This is a genomic window from Variovorax saccharolyticus, from assembly GCF_030316765.1.
Lineage (GTDB): Bacteria > Pseudomonadota > Gammaproteobacteria > Burkholderiales > Burkholderiaceae_C > Variovorax > Variovorax saccharolyticus.
The window spans coordinates 93,517-115,961 of sequence record NZ_JASZYT010000003.1; the positions used below are offsets into that span (position 1 = coordinate 93,517).

Below are 22,445 nucleotides of genomic sequence, written 5' to 3' on the forward strand. Positions count from 1 at the left end.
CCTCAAGGAGATCCACATGTGTGAAGTCTTCATCAGCGCCGACCCGCAGAGCTACGACAGCCGGACCCGCTCGATCCGCCTGCATGGCGTGGTCACCAGCATCCGGCTCGAGAACCTGTTCTGGCAGGTGCTCGAGGAGATTGCCCGGCGCGACGACATGAGCGTGGTGCAGCTGATCGAGAAGCTCTACGACGAACTGGTCGCGGCGCGCGGCGAGGTCGGCAACTTCGCGTCTTTCCTGCGCGTGTGCGCGCTGCGCTACGAGGCGCTGCTGGCCCAGGGCCGGATCCCGGCCGACACGCAGGTGGCGATCCGCTCGCTGGATGCCCAGGCGGTGCTGCATGCGCTGCCGCCGGGCTGGGGCCGCCCGGCGCGCGCCGGTCAGTTGACGATCACCGACAGGGTGGTGCCGGCCGGCACGCGGACGGTTTCCGTGTAGCTGCCCTTCAGGCCGGGACGCACCACCGGAAAGCTGCCCAGCTTGTGCAGCAGTTCCGGCACCGCCTGCGGCAGCGCACGCTGGCTGCGGCCCAGGCTCGACGGGTCGATCGCGGGCAGGCTGAAGCCGCCTTCGTCGCGCGCCGGCATGCTGTACTCGGCGATGCCGGCCCCCAGCGGGATCACGCCGGCGGCGGTGGCCGAGAAGCGGCGCAGCTCCTGTCCCAGGCTGGAGCCCGGCCGGCTCGCCTTGATGGCGCCGTCGAGGATCGCGGTCGAGTCCTGGATGCCGGTGCTGTTCAACAGCGCCTTGTAGAACTCGAGGCCGAACTGCCGGTTCAGGAAGCCGCCGAACGAACCGGTCAGCGCATAGCTTTCGCAGCTCGCGCCCATCGGCGTCCACTCGGACAGCGTGCAGTTGTAGCTGCCCGAGCCGTTGTAGGCCAGGTAGTAGGGGAAGCGCGTGTCGCGGATCGCGTTGTGGCTCGGATCGATGTTGAAGCTGGCCCAGTCCTCCATCATCAGCGCCGACATTTCCTCCAGCCAGGTGTCGTAGGTGTATTGCGAGCCCATCTTCACGCCGCGGCGATAGAAGTTCTGCATGTGCAGGCCTTCGTGCGCCATGGCGGTCGCGATCTGCTTCACGCCGGTCTCGCCGTCGAGGTAGAGCGACTCCGAATCGAGGTAGAGGCTCAGCGATTCGTTGCTGTAGGCCAGTTCGCCGCTGCCGGTCTTGAAGTTGTTCAGTCCCCAGAAGTAGCCGATCAGCCCGTAGGGCTTGCTGTTGGCCTCGAAGTTGACGAAGAAGATGTCCACCGGCTGGCCGCTGCCCGGAACCATCTGGCTGCTGAAGGCGTGTTCGCCCCACAGCGGGCCGCCGGTGCGCACCAGCATGTCGTAGATGCCGCCGGGTGCGGCGAACTTGTCCCGCATGCGGGCGGCGAGTTCGGTGCTGATCCGCGTCGGCGCCAGCTCGCTGGTCTCGACCCACACGTTGACCACGGTGCCGTCGCTGGCGGCCCGCTGCGCCGCCAGCTTCACGGTCCGCTGGGAGTGGTCGTACAGGTAGATCTGGCGCTGGTCGTTGACGACCTGCGCCGCCGAGGGCGCCATCGATTTGGACACCGCCGGCTGGGCCTTCGACAGCGGATCGATCAACAGGCCGAAGCCGGCGCGATTGAATTCGCCGATCGCGCGCCGCTGCGCCTCGACACTGTCGACGACCCCCTCGGCGCTCTGCAGCATCGCCTTGCTGGCCGTCGCGCTGCGCTCGACATTCGAACGCAGCACGATGCCGGCCATCGCCTGGTCCTGCGCGCTCTCGTTCGTGAGCACCAGCGTCACGGTCTGGCCGTCGAGGCCGGTCACCGTCAGCGGGACATCGGCGGAAATCTGCGACTTGTTGATGCCTTGCCAGACGGCGGTGCCCGAGCCCGAGTAGCTGCTGACCTCGAGCCCGCCGCAGGCGCTGCAGGAGGTCGTGGCCGCCGCGCCCGCCGGCTTCACTTCGGCGGGCGGTGCCGCCGCGGGCACGGCCATGCCCCCGCCGCCGCCGCCGCCACCACCGCCACAGGCCGACAGGGACAGGGCGACCGCCAACATGGCCGAAACGCCCCAAGGCCATTCCACTCGTGATCTGCAGCGCATCTTTCTCTTCCTCGTAGCACGGTTCGGCGAGGTGGAAAGCTGCCACTTCGCACAGCCCGGGGAGCGCACGACGGGTCGGCGCTCGATGAAGCGGGCTGCAAGTGGATATCGGCAGATGCAGGGAAATCTGCAGTGCGGCGAAGCTCTGGCTTCGCCCTGGGGGCGCACGCTCAGTGCAGCACGCCCCAACGCGCCACCGCCGGCTCTGCCACTGCCCACTTCCATCCCTGCGTGCCTCGGCACACCGTGGTGACGTAGTAGGGCCGTGGCTGGCCGGCGAGCCTGACGGCGACGTCGTCGACCGAGAACAGGGCCTCCTTGCAATCGGCCAGCGGCGTCGTGAACGCCCGGACCACCCTGACTTCGCCCTGCTCGTCGGCATAAGGCACGGCGTGGCGGACTTCCCATGGCCCTTGCTGACCGGTCTCCAAGCTGCCGACCAAGGCCGCGATGCGCGCCTGCTCTTCCTGGCTCCAGCGCCGCAGCACGGTCTTGATCGTGGCATCGATGCCGGCCTGAACACCGATGCCGACCGCCACGCCCACGGCCGGGTTGCCGGAGGCAGAGCCCGACGCGATGCCGGCGACTGCGCCCGTGATGCCGCCGACCGAGGCGCAGGCCGAGAGCAGCAGCGCGGACCCGAGCGCAGCGCCCGCGCGAACGGCGGCAGCCAGGCCGCAAATTCTCATTGCAATGATCCCCAGCGTTCGGTCGCCGGCTCGGCCTGGGCCCAGGCCCACCGGCTGCCGTTGCGGCAGATTGCAGCGACGTAGAACTCGCTCGCCGGCAAGGGGTCGCTGGCGACCTGTTCGACCGAACGATGATCTCCTTGCAGTCGAGTTCACCGGTGCTGATCAACCGGCTGACCGCCACCCTGCCGGCTTCCTCACGCTCCAGCGGCAGCGAGAGCACGGTCTTCCAAGGCCTGACCTGCCCGACCTTGAGCGGCCCGGCGACCTGCGCGATCTGCTGTTGCGCCTCGCCGTGGATCTTGCGCTCGTAGTACTGCACGCCCGCACGCGCCGCCGACTGCAGCCCGATGCCGATGCCGGTGGCGACGCCGGCGTTGTCGGTGACCGCATTCGCCAACGCCGCGCCCGCCATGCCGGCGCCGGCCGAGGCGCTCTCGGCGAGCAGCGAACTGCAGCCACTCGCCGCCATGGCGGCGGCAAGCAGCAGACATCCGGCCAAACTTCTTCCCGTGAATCCCTGAGTCGTCTTTTTCATGCGCCGGGCAGTCTAGGAAGACCGGGCACGTCCGTCTGCGGGAAGGGTCCCGATCAGCAATGCGAATCAGGGCTTTCTGGCTGACGACCCGACACCCGTCGACTTCGGCCCGCAATGAGAAAGCCGCTGCGGGTCCACGACCGGCAGCGGCTTGCGTCAATGAGTGCGGGGCGCCGACGCGCCGCCGTCGCTGCGATCTAGATGCGCATGAACTGCGAGATCCGGTCGCCGACGATGCGGGCCCGGCTGCGCGAGGCCGCGGCCCGGCGATGCTCCACCACCGATTCGAGCGCCTGGGCCACGGTGTCGGCACGGCCCTCGTCCTCGCCCGCGCGGCTGCGCCAGTTCTTGGCGACCTCGCTCAGTTCCTCGACGCTCAGGGGTGCCGGCGGATCATTCGCCGTGCGGACCGGGCGTGTCGCCTCGGTGGCGCGAGCCGCCCGGAGAATGCCCAGCAGTCCCTTGGTGGACCATTGCAGTTGAGGGGAGCGTGTAGGTTGCATGTAAGGCATTATGACTAATAACACTTTTGGTTACAACCCCTCCAAATGGACTAGTCGCGTTTACCCGTGTTTTTGTCGCGTTCAGGGCATTTTCGCCGCGTCCGCAGGGCGGTCCATGTAGGACAGCGTGCTGCCCACCAGCGCCCGCACGCCCACCCGCAGGCTGGACTCGTCGATCGCGAACTCCGCCGAATGGTTGGGCGCACCATGGCGATCCCCGAAGGGCGAGGCATTGAGATGCCAGAAGACCACGGGGATGTTCTTGCCGAAGGAGCCGAAATCCTCGGACCCCATGCTCGGCGGCGCCTCGGCCGCCTTCCCGGGGCCGGCAGCGGCCACCAGCGCGCGGGCCACGGCCTGGGTGGCCACCGGGTCGCTCACCAGCACCTCGTAGCCGGTATCGATCGTGACTTCGGCGATCAGTCCGTGGCTCTCGGCGATCTTCTGCGCCTTGAGCCGGATGCTGTCGTGCGCGACCTTCTGGTTCTTCTTCGACAGCGAGCGCACCGTGCCGCCGATCTCCGCCGTGTCGGGAAGGATGTTGACCCGGTTGCCGCTCTGCAGCAGGCCGACCGTGACCACCGTGGTGCCGTCGAGCGGATCGACCTGGTGGCTCACGATGTTCTGCAACGCCAGCGTGATCTCGGCCGCCGCGAGTGTCGGATCCTTGGCGGTCCAGGGCGAGGAGCCATGTCCGCCCTTGCCCTTCAGGACGATCTTGAAGGCATCGCCGCTGGCCATGAAGCCGCCCCGGCGGTAGCTGATGGTGCCGCTGGGACCCCGCGCGTTGATGTGCTGCCCCATGACGACGTCGACCTTCGGGTTCTCGAGGACGCCTGCCGCGACCATGGCGGGCGCGCCGCTGGCCACCGGACCCGGCCCCTGCTCCTCGGCCGGCTGGAACAGGAACACCACCGTGCCCGGCAGGTCGGCCCGCACCTGCGACAGCGCCTGCGCGGCGCCCAGCAGCATCGCGACGTGCGTGTCATGGCCGCAGGCATGCGAGACCGGGACCTCCTTGCCGAGCCACTCGCCCTTGGCCTGCGACCTGAACGGCAGGTCGTTGCGCTCGGCGACCGGCAGTGCGTCCATGTCCGCGCGCAGCGCCACCACGGGCCCGGGCTTGCCGCCGCGCAGCACCGCCTTGATGCCGGTCCTGGCGATGCCCGTCTGCACCTCGATGCCCGGCATCCTGGCCAGCGCGGCGGCGACATAGGCCGCGGTCTGCTGCTCCTGGTAGGACAGCTCGGGGTTCTGATGGATATGGCGGCGCCAGGCGATCACCTGCGGCTCGGCGGCGTCCGCGAGAGCCAGCGCCCGCGAAGCCAGCGCCGATTGGCCCTCGGCCGGCGCCTGGGCCGAAGCGGTGGCATTCAGGAAGCCGGCGCAAAGCAGCAGCGCGGCGAGTGGGGAACGAAGGTTCATGGGGATGGAAGTTCAGGTCGCAGGGGCGTCCACGCGTGCGCGCGGCGTTCGAACGGCGGAGGTTAGCCAAGCAGCGGCGAAAGAAAAAGACCACGAGAATTCCAACGCGATAAAAATAGCTGTTCACACGAACCGACCCATGAATCTCCGGCACCTGAAGATCTTCGAAGCGGTGGCACAGGCCGGCAGCATCCGCGGCGCGGCGCGCAATGCGGCCCTGACCCAGCCCGCCATGAGCTATGCCATCCGCGAACTGGAGCAAAGCGTCGGCGCGCCCTTGCTGGTGCGCAGCGCCAAGGGCGTGGTGCTGACCGCAATCGGCGAAGCCCTGCTGCGACGCGCCCGACGCCTGTCGAACGAGGTCCGGCGGGCCGAGGAAGAGATCGCGCAGCTGCGCGACGGCGCCGGCGGGCTGCTGCGCGTGGCCTTCAGCTCGTTCGCGGTGGGACAGCTGCTGCCGGATGCACTGCTCGATTTCCGGCGCCACTGGCCCGGCGTGGCGCTCGAACTGCAGGAGTTCAGCGGCATCGACGTCAAGGGGCTCTGGGACGGCGGCGACTTCGACTTCGCGATCCTCGGCGAACTCGACCCGGCCGTGGACGACGGCCTCGACCGGGAGGGACTGCTGGCCTTCCCGCTCGGCGTCTTCGCAAGGACGGGACACCCGCTGTCACGGATGCGCTCGATGGCCCGGCTGCAGGAGGCCCTGTGGGTGGTTCCCTCCTATGGCGCCGAACTGCTGCGGCGCAGCTTCGAGGGCTTCGGCATGGCGGCACCGCGCGACATGGTGATCTGCCATTCGTGGCAGCTGGGCGTGACGCTGGTGCACAAGGCGGACGCGCTGACGCTGGCCGCCACGTCCCTCGCCCGCTCGGCCGCTTCCAGGGGCCTGGTCGGGCTGCGCCTCGCGGACCGGCTGCCGCAGGTGCATGTCTCGCTGCTGATGCAGGACCGCGCTTCGCTGACGCCGGCGGCCAGGGCGTTCTCGGATGCGCTCAAGCAGGTCGCGCGGACCATGCCGCCGGACGGACCCTAGGCGCGCTTGGTCGGCAGTCGCCAAAGCCAGACCGCGGCCGCCGTGCAGGCGGCGGCCGGAACCCAGCACCAGGCCAGGGGCAGGTGGAACGCGGCCACGGCCGAGCTCAGGGCCATCATCACGGTGGCCAGCTGCTTGGCGCGCAGCGGCACGGCGCGGTGCTGGCGCCAGTCCAGGATCCACGGCCCGAAGCGCGGGTGCTCGACCAGCCAGCGCTCCCAGCGCGCGCTGCCGCGCGAGAAGCAGAAGGCCGCCAGCAGCACGAAAGGCACGGTCGGCAGCAGCGGCAGGAAGACACCGATCAGCCCAAGCAGCAGGCTCAGCGCGCCGGCGGCCAGCCACAGCGCCTTGAGCAGCCGCCCGGATTCTTCTCGAGGGCGATCCGGATGCCGGTCCCTGCTCGCCTTTCTGCCATCTTGCACGCGTGTCCTCCGACATGATCGAGCACCGAGGGTAACCCGAAGGACTCTGATATAATCCGTCCTCCCCGAAATGCCCTGGCCTCTTTCGGTTGCCTGCGCAGGCAAGCCGCATCTCACGCCGGCGCGTCGAAGCCACCACGACGAGAAAAACTACAGGTGACTTCCGCAAGTGAACATTTGCCGTAACGTGGGCCGCGTAAGTGCCCACGGCCATATTCCCGAAGCCCGCCTCGCGCGGGCTTTTTCATGTCCGTCCGCTCGTCGCGCCGCGTCGCGCATCAACCCCGGGCGTTCTATGTCAATTAGTTTGAATTCAAATGATTGTTATAGAATCCTTTGTGTGACAAACGAAAACTCAGAACTCCAGCAGCGCATCGGCATCCGGCTGGTCGGCCTGGCCCGCCGCTGGCGCCAGGCGCTCGATGCCCGCCTTTCCTCGGCCGGCCTGAGCGATGCCACCTGGGCGCCCCTGATGCACCTGCACGAACTGGGCAGCGGCGTCTCGCAGAGCGAACTCGCCGCCTCGGTCGGCCTCGACGGCTCCAGCCTGGTCCGGCTGCTCGACATCCTGGTCGAACAGGATCTGATCGAACGCCGCCCCCATCCGGCCGACCGTCGCGTGAAGCAGGTGCACCTGACCCCGGCCGGCCGCCGCACCGTGGCGTCGATCCGCAAGCGGCTGCAGGTCGTCGAATCCGAGCTGCTGGCCGACATCGACGACAAGGCCGCAGCCGCCATGCTGCAGGCCTTCGAATGCATCGAGGCCCGGATCGCCGCCATGACCGGGGGCACGGCATGAGCGCCGCACGGCCGCCCGAAGGCGCTCGCACCGCAGTGCAAAGCACGGAGGTTGCCCAATGAGCCGCCGGGCCGCGATCCGCCCCTTGCTGGCACCGGCGCGCATCCGCGAGAGCTTCGCGGTCGCCGCCCCGCCCTCGCTGCGCAACGCCGCGGTGGCCGGCCTGCAGACATCGCTCGCGGTGCTGATCGTGGTCGCGGCCACCCATCTGTCGCCCTGGGCGCACCTCGAGGGCTACCCCGCCCTGGGCGCGCTGGCCGCCTTGTTCGGCCGCTTCGCCCCGGCCGAGCGACGCATGCCGATCGTCGCGCTGGCAGGCCTGCTGCTGACGGCGCCCCTCGGCCTGCTGTCCGCGGTCTCGATGGCAGGCGCCGCGCCGGCGACGATGCTGCTGTGCCTGGCGCTGCTCGCCGGCGTGCTGAGCGTGCTCGTGAACCGCTGGCGCATCGGTGCGCCGGGCGTGGTGATCTTCGTCTTCGCGGCCTGCGCCGGGGTCGGCCCCGTGGACTCTTGGCGCACCGTGGTCGAACGCACCGCCTTCACGGCGGCCGGGGCTGCCGTCGCGTGGTGGATCTGCCGCGCCAGCGACAGCCTGCGCGCCGACCCGGCGTTGCCCGTCGCCACCGCCGCCGACGGCGCCCGACCCGCGCTGCACGCAGGGATCGCAGCCGCGCGCATCGCGCTCTGTGCGGCCACCGCAGCGCTGCTGGCGCTGGCCGCCGGCTGGGCCCACCCGGCGTGGGCAGCGATCGGCGCGACGGCCGTGATGCAAGGCACGCAGCTGCACATCACCATGCACCGCGCGGTCCAGCGCACCGTCGGCACCGTCCTCGGCGCCGGGCTGGCCTGGCTGTTCCTCGCCCACCATCCGACCTTCTGGTGGGTGTTGCTGGCCGTGGTGCTGCTGCAGTTCGCGACCGAACTGGTGATCGGCTTCAACTATGTCTTCGGCCTGATCTGCGTCACGCCGATGGCGCTGCTCATGACCTCGCTCGCGGCGCCGCACGCAACCGCCGGCATGCCGATGGCGCGGGTCCTGGACACCGTGCTCGGCGCGCTGGTGGGCATCGCCTTCGCGCTGCTCTTCTCGACGCTCGACGACCGCGCCCACCTGGCGGCGCACCATGAGAAGGCGCGCGCCGGGTGAACGCCGGCTCAGGGGGTGATCGCCACCTTGAGCACCCCGTCGCGCTGGTTGGCGAACAGTTCGTAGGCCGCCTCGATGTCGTCGAGGGCGAAGCGATGCGTCACCAGCGGCTTGAGGTCGACCCGCCCCGAGCCGACCACGTTCATGAGCCGGCGCATGCGCTCCTTGCCGCCCGGGCACAGCGTGCTCACGATCTTCAGGTCGCCGAGGCCGGCGGCGAAGGCGCCGAGCGGAATCCGCAGGTCGCTCGAATAGACGCCCAGGCTGGACAGCGTTCCGCCCGGCCGAAGCACCCGCAGCGACGACTCGAAGGTGCCCTGCGTGCCGAGCGCCTCGATCGCGACATCGGCGCCGCGCCCCTCGGTCAACGCCAGGATCTGCTCGACCGGGTCGCCGAGCTTGAAGTCGACCACGTGGTCGGCGCCGAGCGCACGCGCGACGTCGAGCCGCTCGCGCACCGTGTCGACGCCGATGATCGTGGTCGCACCCATCAGCTTCGCGCCGGCGACCGCGCACAGGCCGATCGGCCCCAGCGCGAAGACCACCACGGTGTCGCCGATCCTGACCTGGCCGCTCTCGGCACCCGAGAAGCCGGTGGACATGATGTCCGGGCACATCAGCACCTGCTCGTCCGTGAGGCCATCGGGGATCGGGCTGAGGTTGGCCATCGCGTCCCTGACCAGCACGTACTCGGCCTGGCAGCCGTCGATGGTGTTGCCGAACTTCCAGCCGCCCATGGCCTTGAAGCCGTGCCTGGTGCCGGGACCGTCCTGCGAACCGCAGCCGCAGAGGCAGGCGTAGCTGTGGCCGCTGGGGGTGATGGCCCCGGCGATCACGCGCTGGCCCTCGTGGAAGCCGTCGACCGCGGAGCCCAGCTTCTCGATCACGCCCACCGGCTCGTGGCCGATGGTCAGGCCGCGTTCGACCGGATACTCGCCCTTCAGGATATGGACATCGGTGCCGCAGATCGTGGTGGTCGTCACGCGCAGCAGCGCATCGAGCGGCCCGACATCGGGGATCGGCTTCTCGTCGAGAACGATGCGGCCCTTCTCGACAAAGATCGCGGCTTTCATCTTCTTCATGGCAGGGCCCTTTCGCAGAGCGACCAGCATCGCTCCGTTTGGCCGCGGCCGTGTTGAGTCAGATCAAGCAACGCGCGGCGAAAGCTCTCGTACCGCCTCCTCGACCGACATGAACACCCGCTCCCGGCCGATCGTGTCGATCAGGCCGGTGCGCCGGGCCTGCTCCTGCGCACCCCCGGCCGCCAGCCTGGCCAGCGCCACGGCGATGCCGGCACCTTGGAGGTCGGTGATGGCGCGGCGCAGGATCTGCGAGCCCGTGTAGTCGATGCCGATGATGCCGTTGGCCTCGACGACCAGCACCTTCACGGCCACAGGCTGCCTCGCGATGGCCGACCGCATCTCGGCGCAGATGCGCTCGCAGTTGGTGAAGTTGATCGGTGCGCTCGGCGCGAAGACGAGCACGCCGGGCACGTGCTCGAAGGGCGCATCCGGCGCCGGCGGCCACCACACGGTGCTGCCGGACACGCGCGCCAGTTCGACGCAGTACGGCCTCGCCACCGTGTACAGGCTGTGAACGAAGGACATCAGGATGGCCAGCAGCATGCCGGTCTCGATCGGCAACGCCACCACGAGCGCGGCGCTGGCCGCCACCAGCAGGATCTCGGGTCCGCCGCGGCGGTAGATCTCGCGCATCTCGCCGATGCGGAAGATGCGCCAGGCGACGTACAGCAGGATGCCGGACAGCGCGGCATGGGGCACGTAGGCGGTCAGTCCCGAGGCCACGATCGCCAGCCCGACCACCAGCGCCACCGCCGCCAGTGCCGCCAGCTGGCTCTGCCCTCCGGATTCGCGCACGATGGCCGTCCGGGGCGGACTGGCATTGACAGGGAAGGCGCCGACCAGCGCGGCCATGACGCTGCCTGCGCCGACGGCACCGAAATCACGGCTCACATCCTCGGTCTTGCCGTCGTCGGCCGGGAAGGTGTTGGCCACCGCCGCGGTCTGCATGACGCAGACCATGGCGACCACCAGCGCCAGCTGCACCATGCGGCCGAACTCCTCGATGCCGGGAAGCGCCGGCAACGCGAGCTGCGGCAGCGTCACGGCGAGCGGGCCCAGCACGCTGACGCCGCGGGTCTCGAGATGGAAGGATGCCGTGACCACGCCTGCCCCGACCAGCCCGATCAGCGCGCCGGGAATCCGCGGACCGAGGCGCGACGCGGCCAGCGTGACGCCGAGGACGCCGACGCCCAGCGCAAGCGCCAAGGGGTTGGCCTGCGGCAGCTGCCCGATGACATGCACGAGCCTGGGGAGCAGGTGCCCTTTCTCGTCGGGAACCCCCAGCAGCGTGGGAAGTTCGCCGACCGCGATATGGACCGCGATGCCGGCCAGGAAGCCGGTGGTGACCGGGACCGACAGCAGCGTCGACAGCCAGCCGGCGCGCAGCAGCCCGATCACGATGAGCAAGGCGCCGACCAGCAGCGCGAACAAGGGCGCCAACTGGGCGTGCGCATGGCCGCCGGCGACGGCGATCGATGCCAGGCCGCCCGCAAAGATCGGGGCGATGGTCGAGTCCGCTCCGACCGACATGAAGCGGTTGGCGCCGAAGACGGCGAAGGCGATCGATCCGGCCGCGAAGGCATAGATGCCGGTCTCGGGCGGCATGCCTGCCAGGCGAGCAGTGGCCAACTGCCCCGGAATGGCGATCGCCGCCAGCATCAGGCCGGCAACCAAGTCGCGCGACAGCCACTCGACCCGATAGTTCCGAAGCGACGCGAGGATCCGGATCTGCATGGTGGCGGCCCATCGGGGGATTGGAACCGGCGCAGTATAGGTGCGGCTGGGAGCGGCGCGTCGTCGGGGGTGAAGCTCGCCCGACCGGCCGTGACATGGATCGCTTGACAGATCAAAGCCCTTTCATTTCAACGCACCAGCAGCACCGGAACCGCGCATTTCGCCAACACCTTGGTAGCGACCGAGCCCAGCACCAGGTTCTTCAGCGCGCCCACTCCGTGCGATCCCATGACCAGCAGGTCGAACCTGCCTGATTCCGCACAGGACGCGATCTCGTCCGCTGGATGGCCCACCTTGTGGACGAACTCCGCCTTGATGCCCTGCTCGGCCAGTTGCGCCGTGACCGGGTCCAGAACCACACCGGCATCGTCCTCGTAGTACGCACGCACGATCTCCAGCCCGGCGAACGCCGCCGCCCGGTGCGGAACGGGAAGGACGACGTGCAGCACCGTGAACGCATGCCCCTTCACCCACAAGTCCCTGTGCGCTCCGAGGTACGAAATCATCCGCTTCGTGTAGTCGCTGCCGTCGACGGCAAGAAGAATCTTCATGGTGCCCTCCGGGGGAAGTCTGGATTCGACAATGGTCGTCGCCCGCGCGCAGGCTTGTTTGCGCCAGATCAAGGTTCCGTGCCGCGGCGTGCGGATACTGAATGGCCTCAGCAACGCTTTCGGAAGGGCCTGACATGTACCAACGAATTCTTGTGCCCGTGGATGGCAGTCCGACATCGGCGCGCGGGCTGGACGAGGCCATCCGCATCGCCAAGCTCACTCACGGGCAGTTGCGGCTGCTCCACGTGATCGACGAACTGTCCTTCGCCCTTTCCATGGATGCCTATGCGGGCTACGCCGGCGGCTGGCTCGACACCCTGCGCGATCAGGGCCGGACACTCCTCGAAGGTTGCAAGGCCACTGCGCAGGCCGCTGGTGTCGAGGCCGAGGTCGTCTTGCGCGACACCTTTGCGGGATCGGTGCACGAACAGGTCACGGCCGAAGCCGGCACCTGGCCCGCCGACCTGATCGTGCTCGGCACCCATGGGCGGCGCGGGGTCGGCCGAGTGGTGATGGGCAGCAGCGCCGAGAACATCCTGCGCTACGCCACCGTGCCGGTGCTGCTGGTGCGCGCGGCCGAATCGAAGGCAAAGACCGATTCCCGGGCCGGGTAGACAGGACCTGCCCTCAGCGTCCACTCGTTCGAACAGGCGCCCTGCTGTCGCCTTGACCGCATTCAATGGCCGGTCATCGGGGCATCTGTTCGGCGCAGTGGCCTGATGCCGCACCCTCGCATAATGATCAGCGCCAGGCCGTCTTCCGCGGCCCGGAGTTGCTGCACATGCGCCTGTTGATCGTCGAAGACGACACCCTGCTCGGTGATGCGCTGGCCACCGGCATGCGCCAGCTCGGCCACGCGGTCGACTGGTTCGGCAACGGCAGCGAGGCGGACGTGGCACTCGCCGACGCAGCCTTCGATGCCGTGGTGCTGGACCTCGGCCTGCCGGGCGGCGATGGCATGCATTGGCTGGGCCGCTGGCGCGAGCGCGGCGTCAAGCTGCCGATCCTGATCCTCACGGCCCGCGATGCGATCGAGCAGCGCATCGCCGGACTCGATGCCGGCGCGGACGACTACCTCGTGAAGCCGATCACCATCGACGAACTCGCCGCACGCCTGCGCGCACTGGTTCGGCGTGCTGCCGGGCAGGCCCAGGCCGTGTGGCATCAGGGGGCGCTCGAATACGACCCGGCCACCAAGGTCGTGCGTTGGAAAGGAGAAGCGGTCGAACTCACCGGACGCGAGCTCGCGGTGCTGGAAGCGTTCCTCAACCAGTCCCAGCGCGTGCTTTCGAAGGCGTACCTGCGCGAGAAGCTCTACGACTGGAGCGGGGCCGAACCGGAGAGCAATTCGCTCGAGGTGCACATCCATCACCTGCGCCGCAAGATCGATCCGGGCATCATTCGGACCGTTCGAGGCGTCGGCTATGCCCTCGGCTCGGGCGAAGCGCCGTGAGCCTGCAACGCCGCCTTCTCGTCTATCTGCTGGTCTGTGCGCCGCTGGTGTGGTTCGTGGGGCTTTACTTCTCCATCAGCCGCGCACGGCATGAAGTCAACGAGCTCTTCGACACCGAACTGATCCGGCTCGCGAGGCAGGTGCAGTCGACACTGGGCCCGACCTATCCTGGCACCGTGTCGCCGCTGCCGCCGGCCCCCGCAGAGGGCAGCAAGGACGCCGGCGAATCCGATGTGCGCGACCTTGCGGTGGCGGTCTGGGATACGCAGGGCCGCCTGATGATCGCCGACCGCGAAGGCGCCGAACTGCCGCACCGCGCCGACGCCAGCGGCTTCATCGACCAGGAGATCAACGGCCGGACCTGGCGCGTGTACTACCTGCAGTCCTTCGACGGCAAATGGCTGGTGGCGGCCGGCCAGGGCACCTACGAGCGCGATGAGCTGGTGTACGGCCTCACGCTCACCCAGGTGGTGCCGTGGCTGCTGCTGCTGCCGATCCTGCTGGCCGTGACGGCCTGGGCGGTTCGACGCGCGCTGTCGCCGATGCACCAGCTCACGACCGAGCTCGCGGGCCGCAGCGCCGAAGACCTGCGACCGGTGCCTGGCGACCGGGCGCCTGCCGAGCTGAAGCCGCTGCTGGGGGCCATGAACGGGCTCTTCGCGCGCATCGAACAGCTGCTGGTGCGCGAACGACGCTTCACGGCCGATGCCGCACACGAGATGCGCACCCCGCTGGCGGTGCTGCGCGCCCAGTGGGATGTGGTGCGCCGCTCCGGCAGCGCGGCCGAGCGCGCGGAGGCCGAGGCCAAGCTGGGCGACGGTCTCGATCGAATGGGCCGGTTGGTGACGCAGATGCTCTCGCTGTCGCGCGTCGAATCGGGCGTGCAGCCTGCGCTCGCGACCGAAGTCCGGTGGCCGCAGATCGTCGAGCAGGCCATGAGCGACTGCCTCTCGCTGGCCGAGCGCCGCCGCATCGAACTGGCCTGCGAATGGCCCCCGCGCGAGACCCACCCCCTGCCGCTGCTCGGCGACGAGCACCTGCTCACGGTGATGTTGCGCAACCTGCTGGACAACGCGGTTCGCTATGCGCCCACGGGCACGACCGTGCTGCTGCGCTTCGGCGGCGAGCACCTCGAACTCGACAACGATGGGCCGCCGCTCTCGCCCGAGCAGCTGGCACGCCTGGGCGAGCGCTTCTATCGGCCTGCTGGACAGAAAGAAGGCGGCAGCGGGCTTGGCGTGTCGATCGTCCGACGCATCGCAGAACTGCATGGGCTCGAACTGATCTTCGGCACCGGCTCGAACGGCCAGGGCGTCAGGGTGACGCTGCAGTTCGACGCCGCCCACCGCTGAGTCCGGATCGCCCTTGCGCGGCTACCTGGCCTTGACCTTCTCCATCAGCGCGCGGATCTCCTCGCGCCGTCCGGCGTCCGCCACCTGGCGGCCAGGCCGGGGTGGCGCCTGCAGTGCACGTTCGAGATAGGGCAAGGGCTGCTCGGGCTGCTTGGTCTCGAACAGGTAGTCGGCGTAGAAGAAGTTCGGATCGATGCCCTTGGGATTGAGCGCCAGCGCGGTCTGCAGCAGCTCTTTCGCCTTGGCCTTGTCGCCGAAGCCCACCGGCCATCCCGGCACCTTGTAGTAGAGGACGCCCAGGCTGTTGTAGGCCGAGCCGTCGAGCACCTTGCCGTTGATTGCGATCGCCTGTTCATAGAGTCCCTTGGCCTGTTTCACGAGCCCGAGCGCGCCGAGCCCGCCCTTCTCGCCAGCCCAGGAGCTCACGATGATGCCTTCCCAGACCAGCGGCTCGGCGCGATCGGGATAGGTCTCGCTGACCTTGCGGGCCTTGGCGGCCAAGGTCTCGAAACGCTTCTCCCGCTCGGCCTGCGGCGTCTGGTAGCGGATCACCTCCCACTCGTGCTGGAGTTCGGCGACGGACTCATCGACGCCGGCGGCATGCGCCGCCTTCGGCATCAGCACAACGAGCGAAGCGGCGACAGCCAGGCCTGTCAGCCATTGGCGCCGCGGCATCGGCGTGCTCGACGAGTGGGCAGCGCAAGCAAATGCAGTACGGGTCATCTGTCGTCCTTGGTTTTCTAGAGGGTGCTGTGTTGCAGCGAATGGGAGTCGTTGATGGCGGTCGGCCCCACGACTTCAGGGCATTCGAGGCTTGGCGGCGCCGGCAGAGCGGGCGGCGGCAAGCTGCGGCGGTGCTTGGCGAATGCGCCATCCAGCAGGCCCGGCGCCAAGCCGTTGAGCCCCACCGCGAACTTCTCGGGGAAACCCAGGAAGCGCTCCGGAGCGCCGCTCACGAGCAGTTCCAGCAGCGCTTCGGCGACGACATCCGGCCGGTCCATCACCGTGCCGGTGGCTTCGTTGTAGGCTTCGACCGCACCGCTGTTGAACGCCGTGCGCGTGCTGCGCGCCCCCAGGTACTGCACGCGGACGCGGGTGTCGCCCAGTTCCCGGCGCAGCGATTCGGCGAAGCCACGCAAGCCGAACTTGCTCGCGCTGTACACGCTGAAGCCCGGAAGGCCGAGCCGCCCGAGCACCGAGCCGAGACAGATGACCTGTGCCTGGGGAAGGCTTCGAAGATGCGGCAGCAAGGCCTGGGTCAGCAGCATGGGCACCAGCAGGTTGAGATGCAGGACCTGCGCCATGTCGGTCGCGCCGATCGACTCGAGTCGCCCGAACGCCGGCACACCGGCGCCGTGCACGACCACGTTGCAACCCCAGCTGGCCGCCACTTCGGCAATGCCGGCGAGGCTCGCGGTGCGTGTCAGGTCGGCCGCATACCACTCGACCTGCAGCCGCGGCACGTTGCACTCGCGAACCAGCGTCCGGGCCTGCGCTGCGAGCCGCGCAGGCGAACGGCCGACCAGCATCACCGACGCGCCGTTCGTCATCAACCGCATCGCGGCGGCCTGGCCGATCCCGCCGCTGGCACCCGTCAGCAGGACACGCGCTTCGCTGTGCTTCACGCGTTGACTCCCTTGGCCGCCGCGGCGGAAGTCACCGGGCCGAGGTTCGACTGCGGCAACGGCAGGCTTCGAAACACATCGCCGTAGAGCCGGAAGAAGGCGCGCGCCGCGTGCACGATGTCGGCCTGATCGTCAGGGTTCTCGACCTGATCCATCAACAGCGCGAAATGCGCCGTGTGCTCCTGGTCGAGCGTGCCATGCGAGCGCAGATAGCTGAAGGCCGCGTCGGGCAGCTGCAAGGGCTTCTGGATCTGGTCGGCGGCCAGCAGGGCCAGCGATACGCTGGTGCCTTCGAGCACATGGACCATGCCGAAAAAGCCGAGCGGGTTGCGGCGCGCGATGGTGTCATAGGCATAGGCCACCATGACCTCCGTGGCATGGCCCGGGGTGCCTTGACGCACCGCCTCGGCATCGCCGCCGCAGGCCCGGATGTCGTCGAGGATCCACTCGTCGTGGCCCTGCTCTTCTTCGATGTACTCGTCGAGCGGGCCACGCAGCCAGTCATTGCGCGGCGGCAGCGCCGCCTTGCAGGCACGCAGCAGAGGCACCGTGTGGCGCACATGATGGTAGGCCTCGCGCAGGAAGGCCAGGTAGCTCGGCAGCGACACTTCTCCGCGCAGGCAGCCCTGGATGATGGGAGTGCCGAGCAAGCCCATGCGGGCATCGGCGGTCTGTTCGATCAGTCGGGCATGGAAACTCATGGGGGCTCCGGGTGTCTGTGGGGTCAGGCTGCGGTCGCGCCCAGGGCGTCGGGGTGACGTTGCAGGATGGCTGCGCGCTGCGGCCGGCCGTTGGCCGTTGCCATGCCGGCCTCGGCGTTGAAGTCAGCCCGCGCACGCACCCAGCACAGCACGCGGGCGTAGTCGGGCAGCGTGGCGTTGGCCGCATCCACCGCGGCCTGCAAGTCCGCGTCGGGGGCGTCGCTCCGCACCGGCCAGAGCACCGCACCCAGCGCCGGCTGCGCGTCGCCGAAGACAACCGCCTGCGCCACGGCGCTCTCGCTGCGCAGCGCGGTCTCGACCCACTCGGGCGAGACATTGCGGCCGAAGGCCGTGATCAGCAGGTTCTTCTTGCGGCCGCCGATGTGCAGGAAGCCCTCGGCATCCAACTCGCCGAGGTCGCCCGTGGGCCACCATGCGGGCGGTGCGGTGCGGTCGCCGAGATAGCCGCCGAACAGGCTCCCCCGGACCTCGATCTCGCCGTCGGCGGCAACCCGCAGCTCGGCATGCGGGAGGGCGCCGTCCGGCGCTGCCCGGGCGGTCGGCGCCCGGCAGGTTGAGGGTCTGCACCGAGGCCCCTTCGGACAGGCCATAGCCTTCGTATGCCGGGATGCCAAGCGCCCGCGCAGCCTGGATCAGCTTGACGCCGACCGCCGCGCCCCCCACGGCCACCAGCTTCAGAGAATCGGGCGCACGCTGGCCGCTCTGCATCAGGTAGCCGGCCCAGACCCGCAGCATCTGCGGCAGCAGAATGACGCTGTGCGGCCGCTGCGCCACGACCACCGCATGGAAGCGGGCCGCATCGAAGCTCGACGAGCCACCCAGGCCCAACTGCTGAAGCGGCAGCGTCACGCAGGTCGCTCCCCGCAGCAGCGGCGCCATCAAGCCCGCGATGTTCTCGAGCAGCACCGCGAAAGGCAGCGCACACAGATGGCGGCGAATGTCCAGGGGCTCCATCGCCTGCACCAGCCCCTGGGCCACCTTGCGCATGACGTCGGCGTCCAGGCACACGCCCTTGGGCGTGCCGGTGGTGCCTGACGTAAACGTGATCTTGGCGGTACCCGCAGGCATCGGCGGTGCCGCCGCCGGAAGACGCAGCGTCGACAGCGCCTGCCCGGCGACCGTGCATTCCGAGGCCGGTGCCTGCGGCCAGCGGGCGGAGACGGCGGGCAGTGTCAGCACGGTGTCGGCGCCGGCGGCGCCGAGCGCGTGGCCGATCTGCTCAGGCGAAAAAAACACCGGCAGCGGAACATGCACCACGCCGGCCTGCGAGGCGGCCAGGTCGGCCACCAGCCAGGCCGGCGAGTTGTCCAGCAGGGTGGCGAACACACGCGTGCCCTGCGCCTGCAGGCGGCCCGCAAGCAGGGCCACTTCATCATCGAGTTCGGCGTAGGTCCAGCGGCGCTGTCCATCGTCGATCGCTACGACGCCGGCTTCGGCGGCCGTCGTCATTCGCCCGCTCCCGAGCCGCTCGGCCTGCGCCCGCCATGGCGCCGCAGGGCCCGTCTCAAGTGCCCCGCCAGCACCACGGGCTGGTGCTCGTAGTAGCTTCCCCAGTGGCCGGCCTCGTCGCCCAGTGCGGCCGGGTCGGCAGCTCCCAGCGTCAGCGGCACGATCCCGAGCCGCAGCAGCATCTTGCGCAACTCCTGCGTGACCGTGCCCACCACCCATTCGAAGCCTTCGCCGGCGAGATAGGGCGCCAGCAACTGGATCAGACGCCGGCCTTCGCCGCTGCGACTGGCTGCAAGATGACCCACTTCGGCGATGCGCTCGCGCGCAGGCCGCGCGCCGGCATGCGCGGCGAGCAGCGCGTCGACCGGTGCGGGAAGATAGCGCTCGAGAAACAGTCGATCGCTGCCGGCATTCCGATAGCCGGCAGCCGCGAGCAATTCGCCGTTCTCGCGCAGACCGACCAATACCGGCGCGAAGTGCGGGACCTGGGCGTCATAACGGCGCTCGTAAATCTCGCGAATGAAATCCTCGACCGCGTTCCGGCGCGGGTCCGACGGACCATGAGCCGTGAGTTCGACAACGGTCGGGGTGGCGATTCCACCCGGCGAAGGGTCCGCGTGAGCGCGTGACGACAAGGACATGAACATGCACTTCCTCGGAACGTCCGCGGCAATCGGCGGACAGATCAGCGAGTGGATGCTCGGGCTTTCGGATTAACGGCAGATTAAGGCGCTCGCATGCCTCGCTCGTACCCTGTCCTTGGACCTTGACTTCATGGCAAGAATGAAAAAAGCCGTTGCAAGTCAGTGACTGGCAACGGCTTTTCTGCTTTCTGGCGGAGTGGACGGGACTCGAACCCGCGACCCCCGGCGTGACAGGCCGGTATTCTAACCAACTGAACTACCACTCCTGGTAGACAACGTTCACTCCAAAATGGAGCCAAGTGCTGCGACTTGTGCCTGCTTCACCTTGCAGTGAAACTGGCGACCCTACGGGGATTCGAACCCCGGTAGCCACCGTGAAAGGGTGGTGTCCTAGGCCTCTAGACGATAGGGTCAAAACCTTAGGAACCGCGCTGCGATCAGCGCTTGTTACTTCAAACCTTCAACTCGACACCATGTTGGTGGAGGTAAGCGGGATCGAACCGCTGACCTCTTGCATGCCATGCAAGCGCTCTCCCAGCTGAGCTATACCCCCCTGGGTGTCGAGCCTCAAATTATAGCCTGAAAATCAGGCCTCCTTCAATCTCTTCAAAATAGTTTCGCGAGAAAAAAGCGCGAGTACCGAATCGAGAGAAGGCGTCTGCGGCGTGCCCATCACGAGCACTCGCACCGGCATGGCTAATGCCGGCATCTTGAGACCTTGCGCAACCAGCACTTCCTTGATGGCTGATGCGATCGCTGCCTTGTCCCAAGCGACGCCCGATAGTTTATCCGCAAGTTCGGCGATTGCCGGGCGCACCGCAGCAGAAATATGCTGTTCGCGATCGGCATCGCTCACGGTCACGTCGGCATAGAACGCAGCAGCCCAACCGGCCAGTGCCACGGTCGTGTCGCAGCGGTCCTTGAAGAGGCCGCAGATCGCAGGCAGGCGCTCATCGGCAGTGATGCCGCGCTTGTGCAGCTGCGCGGCCACCAGCGGCGCCAACGCATCGTCGGCCATCGCCTTCAGGTGCTGCGCATTGACCCAACGCAGCTTGGTCTCGTCGAACTGCGCCGCGCTGCGGCCCAGGTGATCGAGGTTGAACCACTCGACGAACTGGGCGCGCGAGAAGATCTCGTCATCGCCGTGGCTCCAGCCCAGGCGCGCGAGGTAGTTCACCATCGCCTCGGGCAGGAAGCCCTCGTCGCGGAACTGCGTCACGGGCTTGGCGCCATTGCGCTTGCTCATCTTCTCGCCCTGCTCGTTGAGCACGGTGGGCAGGTGCGCATACACCGGCGGCTCCTTGCCGAGCGCACGGAAGATGTTGATCTGGCGCGGCGTGTTGTTGACGTGGTCGTCGCCGCGGATCACGTGCGTGATCGCCATGTCGATGTCGTCGACCACGACGCAGAAGTTGTAGGTCGGCGTGCCGTCGGGCCGCGCGATCACGAGGTCGTCGAGTTCGTCGTTGCCGATCTCGATGCGGCCCTTGACCTTGTCGTCCCAGGCCACCGCGCCGCCCTGCGGATTGCGGAAGCGCAGCACCGGCTGCACGCCCTCGGGCACCGGCGGCAAGGTCTTGCCCGGCTCGGGCCGCCAGGTGCCGTCGTAGCGCGGCTTCTCCTTTGCGGCCATCTGCTTCTCGCGCAGCGCATCGAGTTCGGCCATGCTCATGTAGCAGGGGTAGACCAGGTTCGCTGCCTGCATCTCGGCCAGCACCGCCTTGTAGCGGTCCATGCGCTGCATCTGATAGAACGGGCCCTCGTCGTGGTCGAGGCCCAGCCACTGCATGCCTTCGAGGATCACGTCGACCGCGGCCTGCGTCGAACGCTCGACGTCGGTGTCCTCGATGCGCAGGATGAAGTCGCCGCCGGTCGAGCGCGCGAAGGCCCACGGATAGAGGGCCGAGCGGATGTTTCCGAGGTGGATGAATCCGGTCGGGGACGGTGCGAAACGGGTGCGGGTCTTCTGTGTCATGCGAGGGTGCTCAGGCCGCGCAGGAGGTCGGCCTTGATGTCGTCGATATGGTCCAGGCCCACCGCGACGCGGATCAGGCCCTGGCCGATGCCGGCCGCCTGCCGCTGCGCTTCAGTGAGGCGCCCGTGCGAGGTGGTGGCCGGATGGGTGATGGTGGTCTTGGTGTCGCCGAGGTTGGCCGTGATGCTCAGCACGCGCGTGCTGTCGATCACATGGAATGCGTTGGTGCGCGAAGCCTCCGGGCCGCTGCCTTCGACGTCGAAGGACACCACCGCGCCGCCCAGCCCCGACTGCTGGCGCATCGCCAGTTCGTGCTGCGGATGCGAGGCCAGGCCGGGGTAGTACACGCGTGCCACACCGGGCTGCGTCTCCAGCCATTGCGCCAGCGCCAGTGCGCCGGCGCAGTGCGCCTGCATGCGGATGCCCAGCGTCTCCAGGCCCTTGAGCACGACCCAGGCGTTGAACGGCGACAGCGCCATGCCGGCGGTGCGCACCACCGGCCCGAACACTTCGTTGACCAGCTTGGCCGAGCCGCAGATCGCGCCGGCCAGCACGCGGCCCTGCCCTTCGAGGTACTTGGTGCCCGAATGGATCACGAGGTCGGCGCCGAGTTCGGTCGGCCGCTGCAGCGCCGGCGAACAGAAGCAGTTGTCGACCGCCAGCAGCGCGCCGGCACCATGCGCGAGATCGGCCAGCGCGCGGATGTCGCAGACGTCGGTCAGCGGATTGGTCGGCGTCTCGGCGAACAGCAGCTTGGTGGTCGGGCGGATCGCCGCCTTCCATTCGGCGACATCGGTCTGCGAGACAAAGGTGGTCTCGACGCCGAACTTGCCGAACTCGCGGCCGATCAGGTTCAAGGTGGAGCCGAACACCGAGCGCGAGCACACGACGTGGTCGCCGGCGCGCAGCAGGCCCATGCACATCATGAGGATGGCGCCCATTCCACTCGAGGCGCCGATCGCGGCCTCGGTGCCTTCGAGCGCGGCCAGGCGCTGCTCGAAGCTGGCGACGGTCGGGTTCGAGGTGCGGGTGTAGGTGAAGCCTTCCTCGGTGCCGGCGAAGCGGCGCGCCGAGGTCTCGGCGTCGGGCTGCACGAAGCTGCTGGTGAGGAACAGGGCCTCGGAGTTCTCGCCGTACTGGCTGCGCTCGAGCGCGGTGCGCACCGCGAGCGTGTCGCGGTGCAGGCCGGGGGGCAGGGATCGATCGGTCGTCAC

22 protein-coding genes, 3 tRNA genes and 2 pseudogenes are annotated in these 22,445 nt (G+C 68.6%); 7 read left to right on the forward strand and 20 right to left on the reverse strand.

Translation table 11 applies throughout. The features are described 5' to 3' along the window. The first annotated feature begins 16 nt into the window (after positions 1 to 16). On the forward strand, positions 17 to 439 hold the full coding sequence (locus tag QTI45_RS11105) for a ribbon-helix-helix domain-containing protein (protein WP_286654378.1): 423 nt from the start codon (positions 17 to 19) through the stop codon (positions 437 to 439). Here the strand turns inward: QTI45_RS11105 and QTI45_RS11110 are convergent. From QTI45_RS11110 to QTI45_RS11130, 5 genes and pseudogenes are all read right to left on the reverse strand, one after another. Beyond that, the gene (locus tag QTI45_RS11110; RefSeq protein ID WP_286654379.1) at positions 382 to 2,040 is read right to left on the reverse strand and encodes a M30 family zinc metallopeptidase; all 1,659 of its coding nucleotides are present in this window, start codon (positions 2,038 to 2,040) and stop codon (positions 382 to 384) included. The two genes, QTI45_RS11105 and QTI45_RS11110, sit on opposite strands and share 58 nt — an antisense overlap. 215 nt (positions 2,041 to 2,255) lie before the next feature. Next, a complete protein-coding gene (locus tag QTI45_RS11115) occupies positions 2,256 to 2,774 on the reverse strand; it encodes a hypothetical protein (RefSeq protein WP_286654380.1) in 519 nt (172 codons plus the stop codon). Further along, positions 2,771 to 3,312, reverse strand: a pseudogene (locus QTI45_RS11120) (hypothetical protein). The gene QTI45_RS11115 and the pseudogene QTI45_RS11120 overlap by 4 nt, the downstream one beginning before the upstream one ends. A gap of 197 nt (positions 3,313 to 3,509) precedes the next feature. Then, positions 3,510 to 3,815 carry a hypothetical protein gene (locus tag QTI45_RS11125; protein ID WP_286654381.1) on the reverse strand — a complete coding sequence of 102 codons (306 nt, stop codon included), beginning with the start codon at positions 3,813 to 3,815 and terminating at the stop codon, positions 3,510 to 3,512. Between the two features lie 81 nt (positions 3,816 to 3,896). Then, positions 3,897 to 5,240, reverse strand: coding sequence for a M20 metallopeptidase family protein (locus QTI45_RS11130; protein ID WP_286654382.1), 1,344 nt, complete (start codon positions 5,238 to 5,240; stop codon positions 3,897 to 3,899). A 139-nt stretch (positions 5,241 to 5,379) separates the two neighbouring features. On the opposite strand from QTI45_RS11130, the gene QTI45_RS11135 reads away from it, so the two are divergent. After that, positions 5,380 to 6,276 carry a LysR family transcriptional regulator gene (locus QTI45_RS11135; RefSeq protein WP_286373868.1) on the forward strand — a complete coding sequence of 299 codons (897 nt, stop codon included), beginning with the start codon at positions 5,380 to 5,382 and terminating at the stop codon, positions 6,274 to 6,276. On the opposite strand, the gene QTI45_RS11140 is transcribed toward QTI45_RS11135, so the two are convergent. Next, on the reverse strand, positions 6,273 to 6,698 hold the full coding sequence (locus tag QTI45_RS11140; protein ID WP_444813269.1) for a YbaN family protein: 426 nt from the start codon (positions 6,696 to 6,698) through the stop codon (positions 6,273 to 6,275). The two genes, QTI45_RS11135 and QTI45_RS11140, sit on opposite strands and share 4 nt — an antisense overlap. A gap of 340 nt (positions 6,699 to 7,038) precedes the next feature. On the opposite strand from QTI45_RS11140, the gene QTI45_RS11145 reads away from it, so the two are divergent. Together QTI45_RS11145 and QTI45_RS11150 are read left to right on the forward strand one after the other, a co-directional pair. Beyond that, positions 7,039 to 7,497: a MarR family winged helix-turn-helix transcriptional regulator gene (locus QTI45_RS11145; RefSeq protein ID WP_286654383.1), complete on the forward strand. Its 459-nt coding sequence runs from the start codon at positions 7,039 to 7,041 to the stop codon at positions 7,495 to 7,497. 58 nt (positions 7,498 to 7,555) lie between these two features. Next, positions 7,556 to 8,644 (forward strand): FUSC family protein, encoded by a 1,089-nt coding sequence (locus QTI45_RS11150; protein WP_286654384.1) that lies wholly within the window; start codon positions 7,556 to 7,558, stop codon positions 8,642 to 8,644. 8 nt (positions 8,645 to 8,652) lie between these two features. Here the strand turns inward: QTI45_RS11150 and QTI45_RS11155 are convergent, their stop codons facing one another. The 3 genes from QTI45_RS11155 to QTI45_RS11165 all read right to left on the reverse strand — a co-directional run bounded on the left by QTI45_RS11155 (position 8,653) and on the right by QTI45_RS11165 (position 12,011). After that, positions 8,653 to 9,726 carry an NAD(P)-dependent alcohol dehydrogenase gene (locus QTI45_RS11155; RefSeq protein ID WP_286373865.1) on the reverse strand — a complete coding sequence of 358 codons (1,074 nt, stop codon included), beginning with the start codon at positions 9,724 to 9,726 and terminating at the stop codon, positions 8,653 to 8,655. Between the two features lie 63 nt (positions 9,727 to 9,789). After that, positions 9,790 to 11,460 carry a SulP family inorganic anion transporter gene (locus QTI45_RS11160; RefSeq protein WP_286654385.1) on the reverse strand — a complete coding sequence of 557 codons (1,671 nt, stop codon included), beginning with the start codon at positions 11,458 to 11,460 and terminating at the stop codon, positions 9,790 to 9,792. Positions 11,461 to 11,588: 128 nt separating this feature from the next. Then, entirely contained in the window at positions 11,589 to 12,011 is a 423-nt protein-coding gene (locus QTI45_RS11165) for a universal stress protein (protein ID WP_286654386.1), read from the reverse strand. A 134-nt stretch (positions 12,012 to 12,145) separates the two neighbouring features. On the opposite strand from QTI45_RS11165, the gene QTI45_RS11170 reads away from it, so the two are divergent. From QTI45_RS11170 to QTI45_RS11180, 3 genes are all read left to right on the forward strand, one after another. Next, the gene (locus QTI45_RS11170) at positions 12,146 to 12,625 is read left to right on the forward strand and encodes a universal stress protein (RefSeq protein WP_286654387.1); all 480 of its coding nucleotides are present in this window, start codon (positions 12,146 to 12,148) and stop codon (positions 12,623 to 12,625) included. A gap of 167 nt (positions 12,626 to 12,792) precedes the next feature. Next, complete coding sequence (locus tag QTI45_RS11175) at positions 12,793 to 13,464, forward strand: response regulator (protein ID WP_286373861.1); 672 nt, start codon at positions 12,793 to 12,795, stop codon at positions 13,462 to 13,464. After that, entirely contained in the window at positions 13,461 to 14,816 is a 1,356-nt protein-coding gene (locus QTI45_RS11180) for an ATP-binding protein (RefSeq protein ID WP_286654388.1), read from the forward strand. Before QTI45_RS11175 ends, QTI45_RS11180 begins: the two co-directional genes overlap by 4 nt. Before the next feature lie 21 nt (positions 14,817 to 14,837). Here the strand turns inward: QTI45_RS11180 and QTI45_RS11185 are convergent, their stop codons facing one another. The 11 genes and pseudogenes from QTI45_RS11185 to QTI45_RS11230 all read right to left on the reverse strand — a co-directional run bounded on the left by QTI45_RS11185 (position 14,838) and on the right by QTI45_RS11230 (position 22,445). Beyond that, positions 14,838 to 15,491, reverse strand: coding sequence for a tetratricopeptide repeat protein (locus QTI45_RS11185; protein WP_444813277.1), 654 nt, complete (start codon positions 15,489 to 15,491; stop codon positions 14,838 to 14,840). A gap of 65 nt (positions 15,492 to 15,556) precedes the next feature. Beyond that, positions 15,557 to 16,441 carry an SDR family oxidoreductase gene (locus QTI45_RS11190; protein ID WP_286654389.1) on the reverse strand — a complete coding sequence of 295 codons (885 nt, stop codon included), beginning with the start codon at positions 16,439 to 16,441 and terminating at the stop codon, positions 15,557 to 15,559. After that, the gene (locus QTI45_RS11195; RefSeq protein ID WP_286373858.1) at positions 16,438 to 17,142 is read right to left on the reverse strand and encodes an iron-containing redox enzyme family protein; all 705 of its coding nucleotides are present in this window, start codon (positions 17,140 to 17,142) and stop codon (positions 16,438 to 16,440) included. The genes QTI45_RS11190 and QTI45_RS11195 overlap by 4 nt, the downstream gene beginning before the upstream one ends. Before the next feature lie 23 nt (positions 17,143 to 17,165). Beyond that, positions 17,166 to 17,753: an acyl-CoA synthetase family protein gene (locus tag QTI45_RS35525; RefSeq protein WP_444813270.1), complete on the reverse strand. Its 588-nt coding sequence runs from the start codon at positions 17,751 to 17,753 to the stop codon at positions 17,166 to 17,168. Next, positions 17,722 to 18,612, reverse strand: a pseudogene (locus QTI45_RS11200) (AMP-binding protein); the annotation flags it as partial. The gene QTI45_RS35525 and the pseudogene QTI45_RS11200, both read right to left, overlap by 32 nt. Then, the gene (locus QTI45_RS11205; RefSeq protein WP_286654391.1) at positions 18,609 to 19,259 is read right to left on the reverse strand and encodes a thermostable hemolysin; all 651 of its coding nucleotides are present in this window, start codon (positions 19,257 to 19,259) and stop codon (positions 18,609 to 18,611) included. The gene QTI45_RS11205 and the pseudogene QTI45_RS11200, both read right to left, overlap by 4 nt. A gap of 186 nt (positions 19,260 to 19,445) precedes the next feature. Then, a tRNA-Asp gene (locus tag QTI45_RS11210) sits at positions 19,446 to 19,522 on the reverse strand. Between the two features lie 71 nt (positions 19,523 to 19,593). Beyond that, a tRNA-Glu gene (locus QTI45_RS11215) sits at positions 19,594 to 19,669 on the reverse strand. A 64-nt stretch (positions 19,670 to 19,733) separates the two neighbouring features. Then, positions 19,734 to 19,809 (reverse strand) — tRNA-Ala (locus tag QTI45_RS11220). Between the two features lie 33 nt (positions 19,810 to 19,842). Then, complete coding sequence (gltX, locus tag QTI45_RS11225) at positions 19,843 to 21,231, reverse strand: glutamate--tRNA ligase (RefSeq protein ID WP_286654392.1); 1,389 nt, start codon at positions 21,229 to 21,231, stop codon at positions 19,843 to 19,845. Then, positions 21,228 to 22,445 carry an O-succinylhomoserine sulfhydrylase gene (locus QTI45_RS11230; protein ID WP_286654393.1) on the reverse strand — a complete coding sequence of 406 codons (1,218 nt, stop codon included), beginning with the start codon at positions 22,443 to 22,445 and terminating at the stop codon, positions 21,228 to 21,230. Before QTI45_RS11230 ends, gltX begins: the two co-directional genes overlap by 4 nt.